This window comes from Zoogloea sp. LCSB751 (assembly GCF_002028455.1).
Lineage (GTDB): Bacteria > Pseudomonadota > Gammaproteobacteria > Burkholderiales > Rhodocyclaceae > Zoogloea.
This window is the reverse complement of the sequence record NZ_MWUM01000022.1, coordinates 1-18,367: the sequence shown is the minus strand read 5'-3', so window position 1 is coordinate 18,367 and position 18,367 is coordinate 1. Positions and strand designations below refer to the sequence as shown.

The following is an 18,367-nucleotide window of genomic DNA, read 5'->3' as shown; positions in this document are numbered from 1 at the left end:
AAGGCGCTTTGGCCGGTGGGGCGCGTCACGGCTGCCGGGCCAGAAAACTGACCGCCATCGAGGCCATCGCCCGCGTCCCGACCACCAGCGCCTTCTCGTCCACGAAGAACTGGGGGTTGTGGTTGGGGGCGGCCTTGGCGGGGTCCTGCCCTTCCGGCGTGATGCCGAGAAACACGAACAGCGCCGGGGTCTGCTTGGCGTAGAACGAAAAGTCCTCCGCGGCCCCTGGCAGGGCCGCTGTGCCGACCTTTCCGTCGGTGGCGCGCTTCAGCACCGGGGCCATCTGCTGCGCCAGGGCTTCGTCGTTCACGGTTTCGTCGTACATCGGGACGATGCTCACGTCGGCGTGGGCGCCGCTGCTCTCGGCGATCTTCTCGGCGCTGAGCCGGATGTCCTCGCCGACCTGCTTGCGCACCTGCCGGTCGTAGCTGCGGATGGTGCCGCTCATCTCCACGCTGTCGGGAACGATGTTGGGGCCGGTGCCGCCGTGGATTGAGCCGATCGTCACCACGACTGGCGACACCGTGAGGTTGGCCTTGCGGCTGACGACGGTCTGCAGGCCGCTGATCATCAAGGCCGAGGTTGCCACCGGATCGACCGTGAACCACGGCATGCCGCCGTGCCCCTGCTTGCCCTTGACGGTGATGTTGAGCGTGTCGCTGCTGGCCGTGGTGGAGCCCACGCGCCAGGTGATCTCGCCGGAACGGCCGGGCATCACGTGCAGGCCGAACACGGCGGCGGGCTTGAGTCGCTTGAACAAGCCTTCTTCCAGCATCATCCGCGCCCCCCAGGTCTTGCCCGGGCCGGGCATGAACAGGCTCGGCCCCTCTTCGGCGGGCTGGAAGATGAACATCACCGTACCCGGCAGTTGCGCCTTCATGCCGGCGAGGACCGATGCGGTCGCCATCAGCATCGCGGTGTGGGCGTCATGGCCGCAGGCATGCATCACCGAGACCTCGTTGCCCTGGTAGTTGCCCTTGTCCGTGGAGGCGAACGGCAGGCCGGCCGGTTCCTTCACCGGCAGCGCATCCATGTCGGCCCGCAAGGCGACCACCGGGCCGGGCTGAGCCCCGCGCAGAATTCCCACCACGCCATGCCGGGCGACGCCGGTCTGCACCTCGATGCCGAGGCTGCGCAGATGGTCGGCGACCAGCTTGGCGGTGCGGACTTCCTGATCGCCGAGCTCCGGATGCCGGTGGATGTCGCGGCGCCAGGCGATGAGCTGGCTTTCGACCGCCGCCGCCCGCGTGCGTACTTCGCTTTCAAGGGCGGTACCGTCTGCCGCGCGGGCAGTACTGATTCCCACGCTCATCGTCAGCATTGAGCTGCAGAGCAGGGACAGGCATCGTTTCTCGTTCATTCTTGTTCTCCGCCGGATTCACGTGAGCGCTGTTCGCTGCCCTGCACCGCTTCAGTCATTCCACACTGTCGTTGCTGCTGGGGCCGGTGGCGAAACCGGGTGGGTAAATGATGGACGTGGTTTCACGTGCTGCGTCGGGGGCTTTTTCTGTCGCGGCCTGCGTGCGGGCCCGTGCCTCGTGGGCGCAGGGCGAATCCTTGCGGTCGATGTGATCGGCCTTGCCTTTGTGTTCAACCGCCTCGGCCGCTGAATGGCCGGCCAGTGCCGGTTCATGTTTCCCGGCGTGCCCTTGGGCAATTGCGGTGGCCGGCAGAACGCACAGTGCTGCCAGCGCGAGATTGGCTGTGATCTTCATGGATGTACTCCCATGTTGAGGTGAACGGCAGGTTGATGGCCTGCCTCAGGTGAAACTCCTTTCTGCGGATGGTCGTTTTCTCGTTATAGACCAGCGGCTGGCACGGGTGCTCTATTGGCAGGTGGTCCGAGGTGCAGGGTGACCGTGCAGCCTGCGTCTGGTGTCAGGATCTCGAGCCGTCCGCCATGGATGCGGGCCACCATGTCGGCCAGCATCAAGCCGAGGCCGGTATGGCCGGCGTAATCCCGCGTGGACAGCGCCTCGTTCAGACGGCTAATGTGCCCGGGTTCGATGCCGCTGCCGTCATCCGCGATCGTGATCGCCGCCTCCGGCGAGTCGGCGACGTGCAGGCGGACGATGGTGGCGTGATGCCGTGCGGAGTTGTCGATCAGGTTCATGAGCGCGGCGGCGATCAGGTCCGGATCGCCATCCAGCCATTCGGCCCCTTCTACCTGAAGCTGCAGGCCGCTGAATCCCAGGCTTGCCGCCAGGTCACTCATCCGGAAGCGCTGTGGGTGCAGATCCGAGCCGCTACGGAACAAGGCCAGCAGCGCCGTCACGACGCGCTGAAGTCTGCCTGCCGCCTGCCGCGCCTGGGCCAAGCGGGGCTGGATGATGGCGGGGGCTTCCCGCTGGGCGACGGCCAGCTGTGCATCCAGCCCGGCCAGGGGCGTGCGCAGCGCATGGGCGGCATGTGCCGAGAAGGCACGTTCGTTCTCCACGCGTTGTGCGAGGCGGGTGGCCAGGCCCTCGATCGCATCGCGGACCGGCTGCAGTTCCGCATGGCTGGCAGGCGGCAGACGATAGTCGCGGGCCAGCGGGTCGTAGTCGCGGATGGCGGCCGAGAACGCGTCCAGCGGGGCCAGCTCCCGGCGTAGCCTGAGCCGCGTCCACAGCATTACCAGAATGCCGATGCACAACGCAGTTGCCGCTGCGTAGCGGGCCGCCTCGACGGCTGCCTCCTCCCGTTCGGCCGTCTCCTGCCCCACGTGCAGTACCAGGTCCGGTGCGCCCGGCAGGCGCAGGGAGAATACCCGCCAGCGGTGGGAGGCGTCGTAGCTCAGGCCGGAGGTGGTTGGTAAAGCGAGGGGCGTGTCCGGCGCGCGATGGGAGCGCAAGGCGATGCGCCCAGCCAGATTGGTGATCTGCCAGATGAGCCGCTCGCTGTGCTCGGCGGCAGGCAGGGCGCGGGTGTCGCTGTCGTCGAGCCTGAGCGCCGCCGCATCGTAGGCCAGCAAGCCGGCGATGATTTCCGCCGACTCGACGAGGGTCTCGTCGAGCAGCTCCTCGATTTCGTGATCGATGACCCACCACAGGGACCCGAGGATGGCGAGCGACCACACCAGCCAGCCGGCGAGCAGGCTGCGTGACAGGCGATTCTGCAGTGAGGTGAGCTTCATGCGGGAATGCGGTAGCCCAGTCCGCGTACCGTCTCGATGAGGGCGGGTGACAGCTTGCGGCGCAGGCGGCTCACATGTACCTCGAGCGTGTTGTTGCTGCTGCTTTCCCCGTCGAAGCCGTTGACCAGCGCGTCCAGGTCGGCCTTGGAAACGATGCGCCCCGCACGCAGGGCGAGCGCTTCGAGCACCGCCCACTCCCGCGCGGTGAGCGTCACCAGCGCCCCCGCGCTGTGCGCCTCATGACGGGTCAGGTCGATCCTGACGTCGCCGAAGCACAGCTGCCGGGACGCCTCGCCGTTCAGGCGCCGGGTCAGGGCGCGGATGCGGGCCGAGAGCTCCTCGGGGGCGAAGGGCTTGACTAGGTAGTCATCGGCGCCGCTGTCCAGTCCTTCGATGCGGTCGGCGAGGCGGTCGCGTGCGGTCAATATGATGGCGGGCGTGCTGCGGCCGTTTGCACGCAGGGCGGCGAGCCAGCTCACGCCAAGACCGTCGGGAAGATTCCAGTCGACCAGCAGCAGGTCGAAGGGCTCGCGCTCGACGGCGCGGGCGCCTGCCAGGTTGTGCAGCCAGTCGACGACGTGTCCTTCGCTGCGCAGGAAGTCGCGCAGCGCTTCGCCGAGAATGGCGTCGTCCTCCAGGAGCAGCACCCTCATCGCCGCTTTGCGCCGGTGTTGAGTGGGCGCTTGATGCCCGTGATCATCGCGCCGACGAGGTTCACGCCTTCCAGCCGGCCCATGATGATGGCCGCTGCCGCATGCAGTGCGGCCAGGCCGATCAGGGTCGAGGCGAGCATCTCATGGAGTTCCTCCAGCCATTCCTCACCCCAGAACAGGTCGGTGGTCTGAAGGAAACCGCTGAGGCCGAGCGCGAGGACCAGCGCCATCAGGGCGAGCATCATGATTGCGCCGAGCGGATTATGGCCGGGGTGGAATTCGGGCTGGCCCGCACGCATCGCCGTCAGATGGGCGCGGAGCCGTGCCGGCGTGGGGAAGAAGCTGGCGATGCGGGCATGTTTGGAGCCCACGAAGCCCCACACGATCCGGGCCGCGATCAGGCCGCAGGCGATGTAGCCGAGCCACTGGTGCAGGCTTTCGCCGTCGTCAACGAGGACGTAATTGATCAGCACGCAACTCACCAGGCTCCAGTGGAAAATGCGCACGAAAGGGTCCCAGACGCGGATGGGAAGAGCAGGGGTGCCTGATTGCATGGCATGTCTCCGGTGGTGTCGATGGCCGCTGGCTGGGCATGCCGCCACCGGCCGATGGGGCGTCAGGACTTGCGTTCGAGCTCGGCGCCGGTGGCCGGATCGAAATAGATTTCGACCCTCTTGCCGTTCTTGTCGAAACCGTAGATTTCGTAGCACTGGCCCTTGGAGACCTTGAAGGTCTTGATCCGGTAGCCCTGGGCTTCGATTCTTGCCTTGAAGTCGGCTTCCTTCATCCACTTGTCCGCGGGAACATGGCAGCTGGGGCCGGCGAAGGCCGTGGTGGTGGCGATGGTGGCGGCGAGGGTGAGGAGAATGCGCTTCATGATGACTCCTGATTGGCGTTGTAGGGGGTTCCGGCCGGGAACGTGATGGCCATTTAACAGGAGCAAACTGAAGGCAATCTGAAGGCCGTTCACCAAGTGGCCCATGACGGGGCTGAACCTTCCTGGCGCTTCAGCGAGGCTTCAGCTGCGCTTTCTAGACTCCCCCTCAACGATCCCAATCCGAGGGATCCATTCTTGAAGGAGTCAGAAGCATGGGCAGTTCATCCAAGGGCTATCAGTTCGCGACCAACGGCAGCAGCGTGACGGCGGTTTACGAGCAGGAGCATGGTCGTCTGCAGCAGGAGCGCATGAAGAGCAACGAAACCTGGTCTTTCGACGGCGTCAACGTGACCCGCAGCGAGACCGAGTTTGGCAAGGTGGAGATCAGCACTTACACCGATGCCAATCAGGACGGCCTGTTCCAGAAGAGCTTCGAGCTCGAGGTGGTGACGGGTGCAAGCCTGCGCTCCCTGGAAACCTACAAGTTCGCGCTGGCCGACGGCAGCGCCGCGAACGGCGACCTGGTCTTGGCGGGTGATGCCGTCACCGGCGCGTTGAAACTGGGCCGCGGTGGCTGGAAGACCGATCGCCTCGACGCCAACGAGCGCGTCGACGTGGTTGAGGTGGGCGCCGATACGCTCATCCTCAAGACCGAGACCGGCCGCAGCGGCAAGATCGAATTCAGCGTCTTCCGCGACGATGACGGTGATGCCCTGTGGACCGAGATTGCCAGTGGCGAAACCCGCACGACTTTCGTCAATCCCGATGGCGAGATCGATCTGGTCGGCATTGCGAATGCCGGGCTACTGCAGGCGGCGGATCTGGTGGTGGGCTGAGCTTTTCGCGCAAGCGGGCAGAACGGCGGGGGCGGGCTTGTCCCGTTCCCCCCATCCGGCGGACACTTCCGCCCATGAAGTCCTCGTTCCGTTCCCTTGTCGCCCTGTTGCTGATGGTCCTGTTCGCGTTGGCCGCGTGGTCCGCCGAGCCGCCGCGGCAGGTGCGGATCGGGGTGCTGGCCTGGCAGGGATCGGAGGAGGCGCAGGTACGTTGGTCGGCGCTGATGGACCAGCTGGAGGACAAGCTGCCGGGGCGCGACCTGGTGCTGCGCCATTTCGACCTGGACGGCATGGCGGCGGCGCTGCAGGCCGGGGAACTGGATTTCGTCGTCACCAACCCGGGGCATTACGTCTTTCTGGAGGCAGAGAGTGGGGTCAGCCGGATCGCCACCCTGGTGGCCGATGCGTCCACCGATCCGGCCCATGTGGTGGGCTCGGCGGTGGTGGTGCTGGACGAGCGCCGGGACATCCGGGCGCTGGCCGACCTGAAGGGGCGAAGCCTGGCGGCGGTGTCGCAGGATGCCTTCGGCGGCTACCAGGTGGCCTGGGCCGAACTGCGCCGCCTGGGGCTGAACCCGGAGCAGGGGCAGCCGCGGCCGGTGTTTACCGATTTTCCGATGTCGCGGGTGGTGGAGGCAGTGCTCAACGGCGATGCCGATGCGGGGGTACTGCGCGCCTGCTTGCTGGAGCGCCTGGAGCAGGACGGCACCCTGCGCCCCGGGCAGCTGCGGGTGTTGTCGCCACGGGCCGACGTGCGGCGCTGCCGGGTATCGGCGCCGCTCTATCCTGGCTGGGCCTTCGCCGCCGCGCCGGGCACGCCGCCGGCGCTGTCGCGGGACGTGCTGGTGGCGCTGCTGTCCCTGTCGCCGGACGCGGCCGGCCAGTCCTGGAGCGTGCCGGCGGACTACCATCCGGTGCATGAGCTGTTGCAGGACTTGCAGATCGGCCCCTATGCCTTCCTGCGCGAAACAGCCTGGCCGTCCCTGTGGGAGCGTTACTGGCCGTGGGTGAGCGGCCTGGTGCTGATGCTGCTGGCGTGGGGCGCCTACACGCTGCACGTGGAGTATCTGGTGCAGCGGCGCACGCGGGAGCTGACCGCCGCGATGGACCAGCGGCAACGTCTCGAGGCGCAGCTCCGCGAGGGCCAGCAGCAGATGGACCACCTGTCGCGCCTGTCCATCCTCGGTGAGCTGTCCGGCACGCTGGCCCACGAACTCAACCAGCCGCTGGCGGCCATCGGCAACTACGCGCGCAGCCTGCTGCGCCGGCAGGACAGCGGCACGCTGGCGCCGGCCGCGCTGCGCCAGGCTGCGGAGGAGATCGCCAGTGAATCCGAACGGGCGGCCGGCATCCTCGGTGGCATCCGCGCCTTTGCACGCAAGCGCGACCGGGTGCGGGAAGCCCACGATCCGGCCAGCCTGGTCCGCGAGGCCGGCCGGCTTTTTACCGGCATGCTGCCGGGTGTGCCGGCGGTGGCGCTCCGCCAGGATGCGGAGGCGGCCGGGCTGAAGGTATGGGTTGACCCGCTGCAGGTCCAGCAGGTGTTGCTCAACCTCTTCAAGAATGCCTGGGATGCGCAACAGGCGGCCGGCTGCGACGCGCCCATCGAGGTGAGCCTGGGGCGGGACGGCGAGCGCTGTGCCGTTGAGGTGCGCGACCACGGCGCTGGCCTGCCGTCCGACGAGCGCGAGCGCCTGTTCGAAGCCTTCTTCACGACCAAGCCCGATGGGTTGGGCCTGGGGCTGTCCATCTGCAAGACCATCGTCGAGGCCCACGGTGGCGACATCACCGTCGCTGCGGCTGAGCCCGGCCCCGGCCTGGTCTTCCGTTTCACGCTGCCGCTGGCCGACGAACCGGCGGCCGACTCCCGAGACCCTTCATGACAAGCCCCCCCGACATGCCCGTGATCCACGTGGTGGACGACGAAGCCCCGTTCCGCCGCTCGCTGCTGTTCCTGCTCGAATCGGTGGGCTGGCAGGCGGTGGGGCACGAGTCCGCCGAGGCCTTCCTCGCCGCGGCGCCGGCCTTTCCGCCCGGCGGCGGCTGCATCGTGCTCGACATCCGCATGCCGCGGCTCAGCGGCCTGGAGCTGCAGCGCCGTCTGCAGGCGGCGGGCTCGTCCTTCCCGGTGATCTTCATGACCGGCCACGGCGACGTGGAACTGGCCGTGCAGGCGATGAAGGACGGCGCCCTCGACTTCCTGCAGAAACCCTTCAAGGACCAGCTCTTCCTCGACGCCGTGGAGCGGGCCGTCCAGGTGAGCCGGGAACGCCACGCCAGCCAGCGTCGCCAGGGCGAGGCCCAGGACATCCTGGCCCGCCTGTCGGCGCGGGAGCGTGAAGTGGCCCGCCTGCTCGCCCTCGGCCTGGCCAACAAGGAAGTGGCGCGCCTGCTCGGCATCAGCGACAACACCGTGCATGTGCACCGCCAGCACGTGATGGAAAAGACCGCCACCGGCAGCGCGGCCGACCTGGCCCGGCTGATCCTGCGGGCCGATCCCCGGGGGCTCGACTAGACGGTTTCGGTTATTGCGTTAACCCGATGTCCGGATAGTGGCATTCGGGGCTTCTCCCTAGACTTGTACCCAAAACAAGCAGTAGGGAGGACGTCATGTTGAGCAGTGCCATGGGCCGGCAGATCCGCCGGTCGTCCAGCGGCCTCGTCCTGATGGGCGCGGCCTTTTTTGTGTCGACCAGCGGGCTTGCCCAGGCCGCCGCCGCGGATGCCCAGACCATCGAGCGCGGCCGCTACCTGGCCCAGGCCGGCGATTGCGTGGCCTGCCACACGGCCGACAAGGGCGCGCCGATGGCCGGCGGCCGGGCGCTGGAAACGCCCTTCGGCAAGCTCTACTCCACCAACATCACGCCGGACCGGGACACAGGTATCGGCAAATACAGCTTCGAGCAGTTCGACCGGGCCATGCGCAAGGGCGTCGCGGCGGACGGCCACAACCTCTACCCGGCCATGCCCTACCCGTCCTACGCCAGGATCGCGGCGGACGACATGCAGGCTCTCTACGCCTACCTGATGCAGGGCCTGGCGCCGGTCAAGCAGGCCAACAAACCCTCAGACATGAGCTGGCCCTTCAACATGCGCTGGGGCTTGTCCCTGTGGAATTGGGCCTTCCTCGACAGCACGCCCTTCAAGGCCGATCCGCAGAAGGACCCGGTGTGGAACCGCGGCGCCTACCTGGTCCAGGGGCTCGGGCACTGCGGCGCCTGCCACACGCCGCGGGGCATTGCCTTCCAGGAGAAGGCGATGGGCGACGCGGGCGCGAAGGGACGCCACTTCCTCGCCGGGGAGACCGTGGAGCACTGGCGGGCCCTCAGCCTGCGCGGGCTGTGGACGGTGGACGACACCGCGCTGTTCCTGAAAACCGGGCAGAACCGCTTCGCCGCGGCATCCGGCAACATGGCCGACGTCATCCTGCACAGCACCCAGCACCTGAAGGACGAGGACCTGCGGGCCATCGCCACCTATCTGAAGGCCTTGCCACCGGGCGAGGGCGAACTGCCCGCACCTGCCACGCCGCGCAAGGTGGTGGCCGGCGCCGCGCCGGACAAGCTGTACAGCAGCCGCGGCGGCCTGGGCTATGTGCAGTTCTGCGTCGATTGCCACCGTCAGGACGGCAGCGGCGTGCCCAAGGTCTTCCCGCCGCTGGCCGGTAATCCGGCGCTCGCCGCCAAGGACCCGGCCAGCCTGATGCACATCGTGCTGACCGGCGGCCAAACGGTGCAGACGGCGGCCCATCCGCGGGTCTTCGCGATGCCCGGCTTCGCCCGTCTGAAGGATGCCGAGCTGGCCGAGATCCTGACCTTCGTGCGCGACAGCTGGGGTAACGGCGGTGCGCCGGTGAGCGCCGCGCAGGTGAACAAGATGCGCGCCGCGCTGGACCCGAAGACCGACATGAGCGCCTTCGAGACGCCGCGCCTGGCCGACATGCTGAGCGGTGCCAACGCCCAGCAGCTGGTTCGCGGCATGCGCCTGCACCTGGAAACCCGCGACCTGCTGCCGCAACACGTCGGCAACGCCCTCAACTGTACGAGCTGCCACCTCAACGCCGGTACGGTGGCCGACGGCTCGCCCTTCGTCGGCGTGTCCGCCTTCTTCCCGAGTTATGCGCCGCGGGCCGGTAAGGTGATCACCTTGGAGGACCGCATCAACGGCTGCTTCAAGCGCTCCATGAACGGCAAGCCGCTGCCGCTGGACTCTGCCGACATGAAGGCGATGGTCGCCTACTTCGACTGGATGAAGCGCGAGACCAAGCCCGGCGACAAGGTGCCAGGGCGCGGCGTCGGCAAGATCGACCCGAAGATCCAGCCCAATCCGGAAAACGGCAAGAAGGTCTATGCCGAGCAATGCGCGGTCTGCCACGGCCAGGATGGCGAAGGCCTCAAGCAGGCGGACGGCCGCTACGTCTATCCGCCGCTGTGGGGCGATGCGTCCTTCAACATCGGCGCCGGCATGGCCCGCACCTACACCGCCGCAGCCTTCGTCAAACGCAACATGCCGATCGGCTTCCACGGCAAGTTCCCCCTCGGCCAGGGCGGCCTGTCCGACCAGGACGCGGTGGACGTGGCCGAGTACTTCAGCCACCAGCCGCGCCCCGACTTCCCCGACAAGGTGAAGGACTGGCCGAAGGACAAGAAGCCGGCCGACGCCCGCTACTGAACATTAAAAAAGAGATCACCCGAATCCAGGAGTCATCCCATGTCCCTATCCCCCACGAGATCCCTTGCCTTCTGCCTGTCCGCATCCCTGCTGGCCCTGCCGCTGCAGGTCGGGGCGGCCGATGGCGAGGCCATCATCCAGCAGGGCGGCGCCAACCCGGCGGCCATGCCCTGCATGAGCTGCCATGGCGCCGACGGCAAGGGCATGGCCGCCGGCGGCTTTCCGCGCCTGGCCGGCCTGCCCGAGGCCTACATTGCCAAGCAGCTGGCCGACTTCAAGGCCGGTCGCCGCGAGAACCCGCTGATGCAACCCATCGCCCAGGCCCTCGGCGACGCCGAGGTGGCTGCGGTGGCCAAGGCCTATGCGGCCAAGCCCAAGGTCAACGTCAAGGCCGGGCCGGTGGAGCGGCCCAAGGAAGGCAGCGGCGCGTGGCTGGCCCTGCGCGGCGCCTGGGACCGCCACATTCCGGAATGCACCCTGTGCCACGGCCCGTCCGGCGTCGGTGTCGGCGACGCCTTCCCGCCGCTGGCCGGCCAGTCGGCGGAGTACATCGAGGCCCAGCTGCGCGCCTGGCGCGGCACCCCGGCCCAGCCCGCCGGCAAGAAGACCAAGGCGGTGGCGGCCGTCGCGCCCACCCGCAGCAACGATCCCAACGGTCTGATGCGGCACATCGCCGCGGACCTCAGCGAGGCCGAGATCAAGGCCGTTGCGGCCTACTTCGCCGGTCTGGGCGAATCCACGGAGCCCTTCGACGAGAGCCAGCACCGGCTGCGCTGAGCCGTCGTCGCTGCCTGTGCCCCGCCCCGTGACCGATCAAGGAACCGCCCCCATGAAGATGACCCTCCGCTTGTTGAGCGCCGCGCTCCTGCCTTTGCTGGCTGCCCACGCGCTGGCGGCCGATTCAGCCCGCAATGCCCGCCTGGACGACCAGACCCAGCTTCCCAAGGCCCCCACCCGTCCGGTGGGCCAGACCTATTTCCAGCCGCCGGCCGAGGCCGACATTCCCAACAATGCCTTCGGCGAACTGGTGCGCCGTGGCCAGGACCTGTTCATGAACACCAAGGCCCTCGCCCCGCAGTACGTGGGCAACGAGATGAACTGTGTCAATTGCCACATCGACCGCGGCCGCAAGGCCAACTCGGCGCCCTTGTGGGCGGCTTATACGATGTATCCGGCCTACCGCAAGAAGAACAACAAGGTGAACAGCTTCGTCGAGCGCATGCAGGGCTGCTTCCAGTTCAGCATGAACGGCAAGCCGCCGGCGGCCGACAGCGAGGTGATGACGGCACTGACTGCCTACGCCTACTGGATGTCCACCGGCGTCCCGATCGGCAAGGCGCAGCCGGGGCGCGGCTTCGACGAACCACCGCCGCCGAAGGGCGGCTACGACATCGCCCGCGGCAAGGCGGTGTATGGCAAGCAGTGCGCGCTGTGCCACGGCGACGATGGCGCGGGCAAGAAGGTCGGCGCCACCTCGGTCTTCCCGCCCCTGTGGGGCAAGGACTCCTACAACTGGGGGGCGGGCATGCACCGCATCAACACCGCTGCCGGTTTCATCCAGCACAACATGCCGCTGGGCCGCGGCCGGACCTTGAGCGACCAGGAAGCCTGGGACGTGGCCGCCTACGTTAATTCCCACGAACGCCCGCAGGACCCGCGCCTGGTGAATGGCGATATCGACGAGGCCCGCAAGCGCTACCACGCCGATGACGGGGTGAACCTCTACGGGGTGGTCGTGGACGGGCGCAAGCTGGGGCAGGGCGTGCAGTGAGCCATCGGCGCCGCGCTGGCGGCGTCACGTCAGCGTGACGGTCAGGCCGGGATCAAACACCGGGTTCTCGGCGACGCCGTCGCGCACGTAGCCGCGCGGGTTGGCCAGCACGCGGGTGCTGCCGAGGCGGTAGTCGAAGCTGTCGTGGGTGTGGCCGTGGATCCACAGGGCCGCGCCGCTGTCGGCGACCAGGTCTTCCAGGTCGGAGACGAAGCAGGCGTTGAGCGGCGAGCCCGCGAAGCGCGGAGCGATGCTGTGCGGCGACGGCGCGAAGTGGGTGACCACCACGGTGTGGCCGGCGAAGGGTTCGGCGAGGCGGCCGGCCAGCCAGTCCGCGTGCTGCGCGAACAGGCTGGCGCAGTGCTGCGGGCTCAGGCTGTCCGGCGGGTCGTCGGCGATGGCGATGCGGCTGAAGTCGCGGCTGAAGCGGATGGCGTCCTGCATGATCCGCTCGCGCGCCGCGCCGTCGCCGGCGATGCGGAAGTCGGTCCACAGGGTGGCGCCGAGGATGCGCAGCTTGCCGATGCGCTTTTCGCCGCAGTCGAGCACCGTCACTTGGCTGTCGCGGCTGAGATCCTGCAGCAGCCGGTTGGTGGCCGGGATGCTCGAGCCGTAGTACTCGTGGTTGCCGGCCACGTAGATTGTCGGGCGGTTCAGCGCCATCGCCCACTGCAGCGCCGCCTGCGGGCGCTGGATGTCGCCGGCGAGGATCAGCAGGTCGGCGCCGGTGTCGGGCAGTGCGCAGGGCGCCAGCCCCAGGTGCAGGTCGGAGACGATCTGGAGTTTCATCGGTACTGTCTCGGTAAAAAGTGATCGGCTGGGGACGTGTCCGCCGGTTTTCGTTGTCAAGCATAGCCGCCCGCGTGTGGGGCATGAAGATCCGTCGATGCCGCCCGCGGGGTCTGTGGCGCTTGCGCGGCGCCCTGTTGGCGGAAACCCCGGTTGTCGGCCTGCGGCGGGCGGGCAACAATCGGCCATTGCCTCCTTCCGTCTGCCCATGCTCGCCATCGCCGCCCTCGCCATCAAAAAGACCGTGACCCTGTTTGCGCTGGTGGGGCCGGTGTCGATGATTCCGATCTTCCTGTCCGCCACCGAGGGCCTGGACCTGGCGGCCCGGCTGCGCTTCGCGCGGACGATCGGGGTGAGCGTGACGGTGGCGCTGCTGGTGGCGGCCTTCCTGGGCCTGCCGCTGCTGAGTTTCCTCGGCGTATCGCTGGGGGCGATGCAGGTGGGTGGCGGGATCATCGTGCTGCTGCTGGCGATCGCGATGGTGCTCGGCAAGGAGACCAGCTTCAAGGGCTCGCCGGCCAACGGCGGCCCGCCAGAGCGCCGCGAGGCCTCCATCGTGCCGCTGGCGGTGCCGCTGCTGGCCGGCCCGGCGGCCTTCAGCTACGTGATGGGCAACAGCGTGTGGGACAGCCGGCTGGACCTGGTCCACGTGGTGCTGCCGATCTTCCTGGTCGGGCTGTCGTGCTGGCTCAGCTTCCGCATCGCCTGCCGCGCCGGGCGGGAGATCCGCCAGGCCACGCTGAACGTGGTGGAGCGGGTCAGCGGCTTCATCCTGTCGGCGATGGCCATTGAGATGATGGCCACCGGCCTGCGCCAGCTGTTTCCGCTGCTCGGCGGGACGTAGCGGGTTGGCCGGAACCCGGCAAAGGCCGGGGGGCTGGGGGAAAAAGCGGGCATTTTTCACGCTGCAGTGCACAAGCCGGCTTATAGAATGCCAGGGTAATTACCTTTCCGGAATGACGCGGCGGTGGGCGCGCCGACTGGGCCATCCGGAGGGGTGCTCGCCCTTTCACCTATCCGAATTCAGGCATTTCTTCCGATGATCTCGATCGAATCTAGTCGGCCCGCGTCCCGCTGGGCCAAGAGGGCGTCCGTCTGCGCTGTCGCGCTGCTGCTGGCCGCCTGTGGCGGGTCTGACAACAAGGACACGTCGGTATCCACGGCGCTGACCGGGCAGGCGATTCCCGCCGGCGCCAACGTGGTCGTGCAATGGAATCAGGTTCATCTGGCGCTGATCCGTGCCACCAAGCCGGCGCCGCCGATGACGGCGCGGGCGCTGGGCATCGTGTCGACGGCGATCTACGACGCCTGGGCGGCCTACGATGCGCAGGCGCTTGGCACCCAGTTGGCGGACACGCTGCGCCGTCCGGCGGTCGAGCAGACGCTGGGCAACAAATCGAAGGCGATCAGCTACGCGGCGTTCGAGGCGCTGCTCGATCTCTACCCGGGCGAGCGGGGGACGCTGGAAGCCAAGATGCGCGAGCTCGGCTACGACCCGGCGCTCAGCGTCTCCGACAAGGCCACGCCGGAAGGCGTCGGCCATCTGGCGGCCCAGGCCCTGCTGGCCTACCGGCATGGGGACGGCTCGAACCAGCTGGGTAATCTGACGCCGCTGGACGCCAGCGGCAAGCCGGTGCCTTACGCGGATTACACCGGTTATGTGCCACAGAACCCGGCGATCAACCTGTCCGCGCCGACGGCCCTGAGCAGCTTCGTCAATCCCCAGTCGTGGCAGCCGCTGACCTGGGTGAATCAGGCGGGGGTCACCGTCACGCCGGCCTACATCGCGCCGCACTGGGGCAAGGTCGTGCCCTTTGCGTTGACGCGCGGCGACCAGTTCCGCCCGGTGCCGCCCAAGGCTTTCGGCAGCACCGAGTACGTGGCCCAGGTGCAGGAGATCATCGACTTCACCGCCAACCTGACCGACCGCCAGAAGAGCATTGCCGAGTACTGGGCCGACGGCCCCAATTCGGAGCTGCCGCCGGGGCACTGGCATCTGTTCGCGCTGCAGGTGGCGGAGCGGGACAAGCATTCGCTGGATGAGGACGTGAAGATGTTCCTGGCGCTGTCGAACGCGGTCTTCGACGCGGGCATCGCCACCTGGGAGGCCAAGCGCTTCTACGACACCTCGCGGCCGGCTACTGCGGTGCGCTACCTGTTCAACGGCAAGACGATCCGTGGCTGGGGCGGCCCGGGCCGCGACAACGTGGAGATGGATGGCGCTGCGTGGCTTCCGTTCCAGCCGAACTGGTTCGCCACGCCGCCGTTCTCGGAATACACCAGCGGCCACAGCGCCTTCAGTGCGGCGGCGGCGGAAGTCCTCAAGCGCTACACCGGCAGCGATGCCTTCGGCGGCAGCGTGACGGTGCCGGCCCGCAGCCTGAAGGCCGATCCGTCGGCGCCGGCCAGCGATGTGGTGCTGAGCTGGAAAACCTTCACCGAAGCCGCCGATGAGGCCGGCATGTCGCGCCTGTACGGCGGCATCCACTTCCACGACGGGGATGTGGCCGGCCGCCAGCTGGGGCGGCTGGTTGGTGCCCAGGCATATGTCAGGGCCCAGGGGCTGTGGTCGGGCAGCGGCCGCTGAGCGCGTTGCGCTTCAGTCCGCGGCGAGGCGGATCTGGTTGCGGCCGGCGGCCTTGGCGGCGTACATCGCGGCATCGGCCCGCCTGAGCATGGCTTCGCCGTCCATCTCGCGGGGCGGGAAGAGGGTCACCCCGACGCTGGCGGAGCAGTGGTGTTCCACCTGCTCGGCCGGCGCGTCGCCCCTGTCCATCGTCAGCAGGTAGGGCCGGGCCAGCGCGTCGCGGATGCGTTCGGCGACGTTGCAGGCGTGCTTGCGGGTGGCTTCCCGCTGGTTGTCTGGCGGGCCATCGTCGATCTGCGCCAGCAGTACCGCGAATTCGTCGCCGCCGAGGCGTGCCACCGTGTCCTCGTCGCGCAGGCAGCCCGACAGGCGGTAGGCGACTTCCTGCAGCAGCAGGTCGCCGGCCTTGTGGCCATGGCGGTCGTTGAGCGGTTTGAAGTTGTCCAGGTCGAGATAGATGATCGCTCCGTGGCGGCCGCTACGCTGGCTGCGGGCCAGACTCTGGGCCAGGCGGTCGAAGAACAGGCGGCGGTTGGGCAGTCCGGTGAGGGCGTCGTAGTACGCCAGCTGGTGGATCTGCTCCTCGTAGCGTTTGCGCTCGGTGAGGTCGCGCATCGTCGCCAGCAGCGCCGGCCGGCCATCTAGTTCGAGTGCGCTGAGGGTGATTTCTACCGGTACTTCGACCTGGTTGTCGTGGCGCCGCACGGTCCATTCCAGCTGATGGTGGCCATCGCGACGGGCGGCGGCGATGTGGTGGGCGGCCAGTTCGCGCGAGGCGCTGCCGCAGGGCTGGAACGGGGGGGAGAACACACTGGGGGGCAGCTGGCGGAAGACCTCCCGGCTGGCCACGCCGAGCAGCTCCAGCGTGCTTCGGTTGCAGTCGATCAGGCGTTCGTCGTCGAGGACCACCAGGGCTTCGTGGCTGGCTTCGAAGAGGACCCGGAAACGGGCCTCCGAGCGCTTCAGCTCGGCCTCGGCGGCCTTCAGCTCGGTGATGTCGGTGGCGAAGCCGAGCAGCGCATCGCCGTGGCTGTGGATCAGCAGCTTCTTGGCCCACATCTGGTGCAGCCGGCCCTGTCCGTCGGTGAGTTGCTCTTCGATGGCCAGCGGCATGCCACTGGCGAAGACCCGGTCGTCGACTTCGCCTATGCGGCGGGCTTCCTCTTCCGACAGCAGGCTACGGTCGTCCTGGCCGATGATCTGCCCGATGGGGCGCAGGAACAGGTCGGCAAAAGCCCGGTTGGCGTAGAGATAGCGACGATCCGGCCCCTTCATGAAAACGTAGCCGTCCACGTTGTCGAGCACCGTTTCGAGCAGTTGCCGGCTTGCGCGGAGCTGCCGTTCCATCAGCTCGTTCTCGGTGATGTCGATCAGTACCCCGGACAGGCCCGCGATATGGCCATCGCTGTCGAACACCGGCGCCTTGACTGCCAGGTAGCAGCGTTGTTCGCCGTTGCCCTTGTTCAGGCGCAGCTCCCGCCGGGACAGGAGCCGACCGGTTGCGAGAACCTGCTGGTCGTCGTCGTGCAGGCGCCCGGCGGTGTCGGCATCGAAGAAATCGGCCGAGGTCCGTCCGATGACGGCGTCCAGCGATGTGCCCAGCGTTTCGCAGAAGCGTTGATTGGCGTAGGTATAGGCGCCGCCGCGGTCCTTGGTGAAGATCAGCGCACCCAGTCCGTCGAGCACACCGCGCAGCGCGTGCAGCTGGCTGCCGAGGGGGCGCTTGCCCTCATCGCGATTCTGCATTTCCACTCAGCCTCCAAACTGACGCTCTTCAACTATGTGGCATTTTCGGCGTTTTTGGCATTTTCAAATCATTCTAGTCCAAGGATCCAGTCAGGGTGACAAGGGTGGCGTCGGATGCTATTACTACGTCATTGATCCCGCTTCCCTTCGAGCCATGCGAACCTTTCAGACATCCACCGAAATAAGGGCTCCCGCAGAGCATGTCTGGCAGATCCAGACCGACGTGGGGCGCTGGCCGGAATGGACGGCATCGGTGTCCAGCGTGGAGCCGCTCACGCCTCTGCCCCTTGCCGTCGGATCGGTCGTGCGCCTGCGCCAGCCGGGCTTTCCGGCGGCGGAGTGGACGGTGACGGCACTGGAGCCCGGCGTGCATTTCGTCTGGGAGTCCCACAGCCCGGGGATGAAGGCCGTCGCCCAGCACATGCTGACGCCGACCCCTGCGGGCTGCGTCGTGGATTTGTGCGTGGTCTACGAAGGCATGCTGGGCGGGGTGATCGGCTTCCTGATGCGCCGCGTCACCCCGCGCTTCCTCGAAATGGAGGCGCGCGGGCTGAAGTGGCAGGCGGAGAGCCTGCCGGAGGAAGCCCTGGGTTTCAACGCGAGTTGAGGACGGCGGTCGACGCTGCTTCCAGCCGCCGGCCTTGCCCAATTTTTAGGCAGTTGCCGAAAAGCCTGCCGTTTCAGGGGGTTGTGGCCGACCCCCACATCTTATCCACAGGCTTGGTCACGGCGGGCGGGGATAAACCCGCCGCCGTTGCAAATCAGCCGGCGGCGACCGCCTTGATGGTCTCGCGCTTCCATTCACAGCTGCGGCTCACCGACACCCGGCGGGCCTTGGGCACCGCCAGCGGCTTGGCGATGGTGATCTCGGCGCGGCGCACCGGGAAGCGCGCGCCGATGGCGTCGAGCATGGCCTGGCTGAGGTTCTCCAGCAGATTGAAGTGGCGGCTGGCGAGGAGCTCTTCCAGGCATTCGACGACCCGGTCGTAGTCCACCGTGTGGCGGATGTCGTCGCTGCGCGCGGCCAGCGTGCCGTCGATGGCCAGCGTGAGGTCAACCTCCAGCGGCTGGCGGGCGGCGAGTTCGTGGGCGTAGATGCCGATGGAGGCGTCGAGGGCGAGGCCTTCGAGGCGGATCAGGCAATCATCGGTGGACATGGGCAAGCTCCGGCAGCGGTGGTTGGGTGCGGCGCCGGAAACGCATCCGGCGCGTCGAGGGCGGCATTGTCAGCCATTCTTGAGGATTGGTGCTTCCCATTCCTGAAAATCGTCGGCCTGTCGCATGCGCAGGGCGCGTTCGGCGGAGCGCAGGGTGTTCTCGAT

At 67.8% G+C, this 18,367-nt stretch carries 18 protein-coding genes; 9 read left to right on the top strand and 9 right to left on the bottom strand.

Going from position 1 to position 18,367, the window contains the following annotated elements; genetic code table 11:
- Positions 1–25: 25 nt before the first annotated feature.
- From B4920_RS19865 to B4920_RS19840, 6 genes are all read right to left on the bottom strand, one after another.
- A complete protein-coding gene (locus tag B4920_RS19865) occupies positions 26–1,360 on the bottom strand; it encodes an amidohydrolase (RefSeq protein WP_079436424.1) in 1,335 nt (444 codons plus the stop codon).
- A 55-nt stretch (positions 1,361–1,415) separates the two neighbouring features.
- Positions 1,416–1,715 carry a hypothetical protein gene (locus B4920_RS19860; protein ID WP_079436423.1) on the bottom strand — a complete coding sequence of 100 codons (300 nt, stop codon included), beginning with the start codon at positions 1,713–1,715 and terminating at the stop codon, positions 1,416–1,418.
- An 83-nt stretch (positions 1,716–1,798) separates the two neighbouring features.
- Positions 1,799–3,115, bottom strand: coding sequence for an ATP-binding protein (locus tag B4920_RS19855; RefSeq protein ID WP_079436422.1), 1,317 nt, complete (start codon positions 3,113–3,115; stop codon positions 1,799–1,801).
- Positions 3,112–3,768: a response regulator transcription factor gene (locus B4920_RS19850; protein WP_079436421.1), complete on the bottom strand. Its 657-nt coding sequence runs from the start codon at positions 3,766–3,768 to the stop codon at positions 3,112–3,114. Before B4920_RS19850 ends, B4920_RS19855 begins: the two co-directional genes overlap by 4 nt.
- A complete protein-coding gene (locus tag B4920_RS19845; protein WP_079436420.1) occupies positions 3,765–4,322 on the bottom strand; it encodes a cytochrome b/b6 domain-containing protein in 558 nt (185 codons plus the stop codon). The genes B4920_RS19850 and B4920_RS19845 overlap by 4 nt, the downstream gene beginning before the upstream one ends.
- 62 nt (positions 4,323–4,384) lie before the next feature.
- Positions 4,385–4,645 (bottom strand): PepSY domain-containing protein, encoded by a 261-nt coding sequence (locus B4920_RS19840; RefSeq protein ID WP_079436419.1) that lies wholly within the window; start codon positions 4,643–4,645, stop codon positions 4,385–4,387.
- 212 nt (positions 4,646–4,857) lie between these two features.
- Between B4920_RS19840 and B4920_RS19835 the strand changes: the two genes are divergently transcribed.
- The 6 genes from B4920_RS19835 (at position 4,858) to B4920_RS19810 (ending at position 11,923) form a co-directional block, all read left to right on the top strand.
- Positions 4,858–5,481 (top strand): hypothetical protein, encoded by a 624-nt coding sequence (locus B4920_RS19835; protein WP_079436418.1) that lies wholly within the window; start codon positions 4,858–4,860, stop codon positions 5,479–5,481.
- Between the two features lie 74 nt (positions 5,482–5,555).
- Positions 5,556–7,364: a sensor histidine kinase gene (locus B4920_RS19830; protein ID WP_173862685.1), complete on the top strand. Its 1,809-nt coding sequence runs from the start codon at positions 5,556–5,558 to the stop codon at positions 7,362–7,364.
- Positions 7,361–7,996, top strand: a complete 636-nt coding sequence (locus tag B4920_RS19825; protein WP_079436417.1) for a response regulator transcription factor — start codon at positions 7,361–7,363, stop codon at positions 7,994–7,996. Before B4920_RS19830 ends, B4920_RS19825 begins: the two co-directional genes overlap by 4 nt.
- Positions 7,997–8,091: 95 nt before the next feature.
- Positions 8,092–10,152, top strand: a complete 2,061-nt coding sequence (locus tag B4920_RS19820) for a c-type cytochrome (protein ID WP_216819958.1) — start codon at positions 8,092–8,094, stop codon at positions 10,150–10,152.
- A gap of 39 nt (positions 10,153–10,191) precedes the next feature.
- A complete protein-coding gene (locus B4920_RS19815) occupies positions 10,192–10,929 on the top strand; it encodes a c-type cytochrome (protein ID WP_079436415.1) in 738 nt (245 codons plus the stop codon).
- A 52-nt stretch (positions 10,930–10,981) separates the two neighbouring features.
- A complete protein-coding gene (locus B4920_RS19810; protein ID WP_079436414.1) occupies positions 10,982–11,923 on the top strand; it encodes a c-type cytochrome in 942 nt (313 codons plus the stop codon).
- A gap of 24 nt (positions 11,924–11,947) precedes the next feature.
- On the opposite strand, the gene B4920_RS19805 is transcribed toward B4920_RS19810, so the two are convergent.
- The gene (locus B4920_RS19805; RefSeq protein ID WP_079436413.1) at positions 11,948–12,712 is read right to left on the bottom strand and encodes a metallophosphoesterase family protein; all 765 of its coding nucleotides are present in this window, start codon (positions 12,710–12,712) and stop codon (positions 11,948–11,950) included.
- Positions 12,713–12,920: 208 nt separating this feature from the next.
- Here B4920_RS19805 and B4920_RS19800 point away from each other — a divergent pair, with 208 nt between their 5' ends.
- Both B4920_RS19800 and B4920_RS19795 read left to right on the top strand, forming a co-directional pair.
- Positions 12,921–13,556, top strand: coding sequence for a MarC family protein (locus tag B4920_RS19800; protein ID WP_161493349.1), 636 nt, complete (start codon positions 12,921–12,923; stop codon positions 13,554–13,556).
- Positions 13,557–13,751: 195 nt separating this feature from the next.
- Positions 13,752–15,299: a vanadium-dependent haloperoxidase gene (locus B4920_RS19795; RefSeq protein WP_088179512.1), complete on the top strand. Its 1,548-nt coding sequence runs from the start codon at positions 13,752–13,754 to the stop codon at positions 15,297–15,299.
- Between the two features lie 12 nt (positions 15,300–15,311).
- Here B4920_RS19795 and B4920_RS19790 read toward each other — a convergent pair whose 3' ends face one another.
- Positions 15,312–17,045, bottom strand: a complete 1,734-nt coding sequence (locus B4920_RS19790; protein ID WP_079436411.1) for a bifunctional diguanylate cyclase/phosphodiesterase — start codon at positions 17,043–17,045, stop codon at positions 15,312–15,314.
- A 154-nt stretch (positions 17,046–17,199) separates the two neighbouring features.
- Between B4920_RS19790 and B4920_RS19785 the strand changes: the two genes are divergently transcribed.
- On the top strand, positions 17,200–17,652 hold the full coding sequence (locus B4920_RS19785; protein WP_161493348.1) for an SRPBCC family protein: 453 nt from the start codon (positions 17,200–17,202) through the stop codon (positions 17,650–17,652).
- 154 nt (positions 17,653–17,806) lie between these two features.
- On the opposite strand, the gene folB is transcribed toward B4920_RS19785, so the two are convergent.
- Positions 17,807–18,202, bottom strand: a complete 396-nt coding sequence (gene folB / locus B4920_RS19780; RefSeq protein ID WP_079436409.1) for a dihydroneopterin aldolase — start codon at positions 18,200–18,202, stop codon at positions 17,807–17,809.
- Positions 18,203–18,367: the final 165 nt, after the last annotated feature.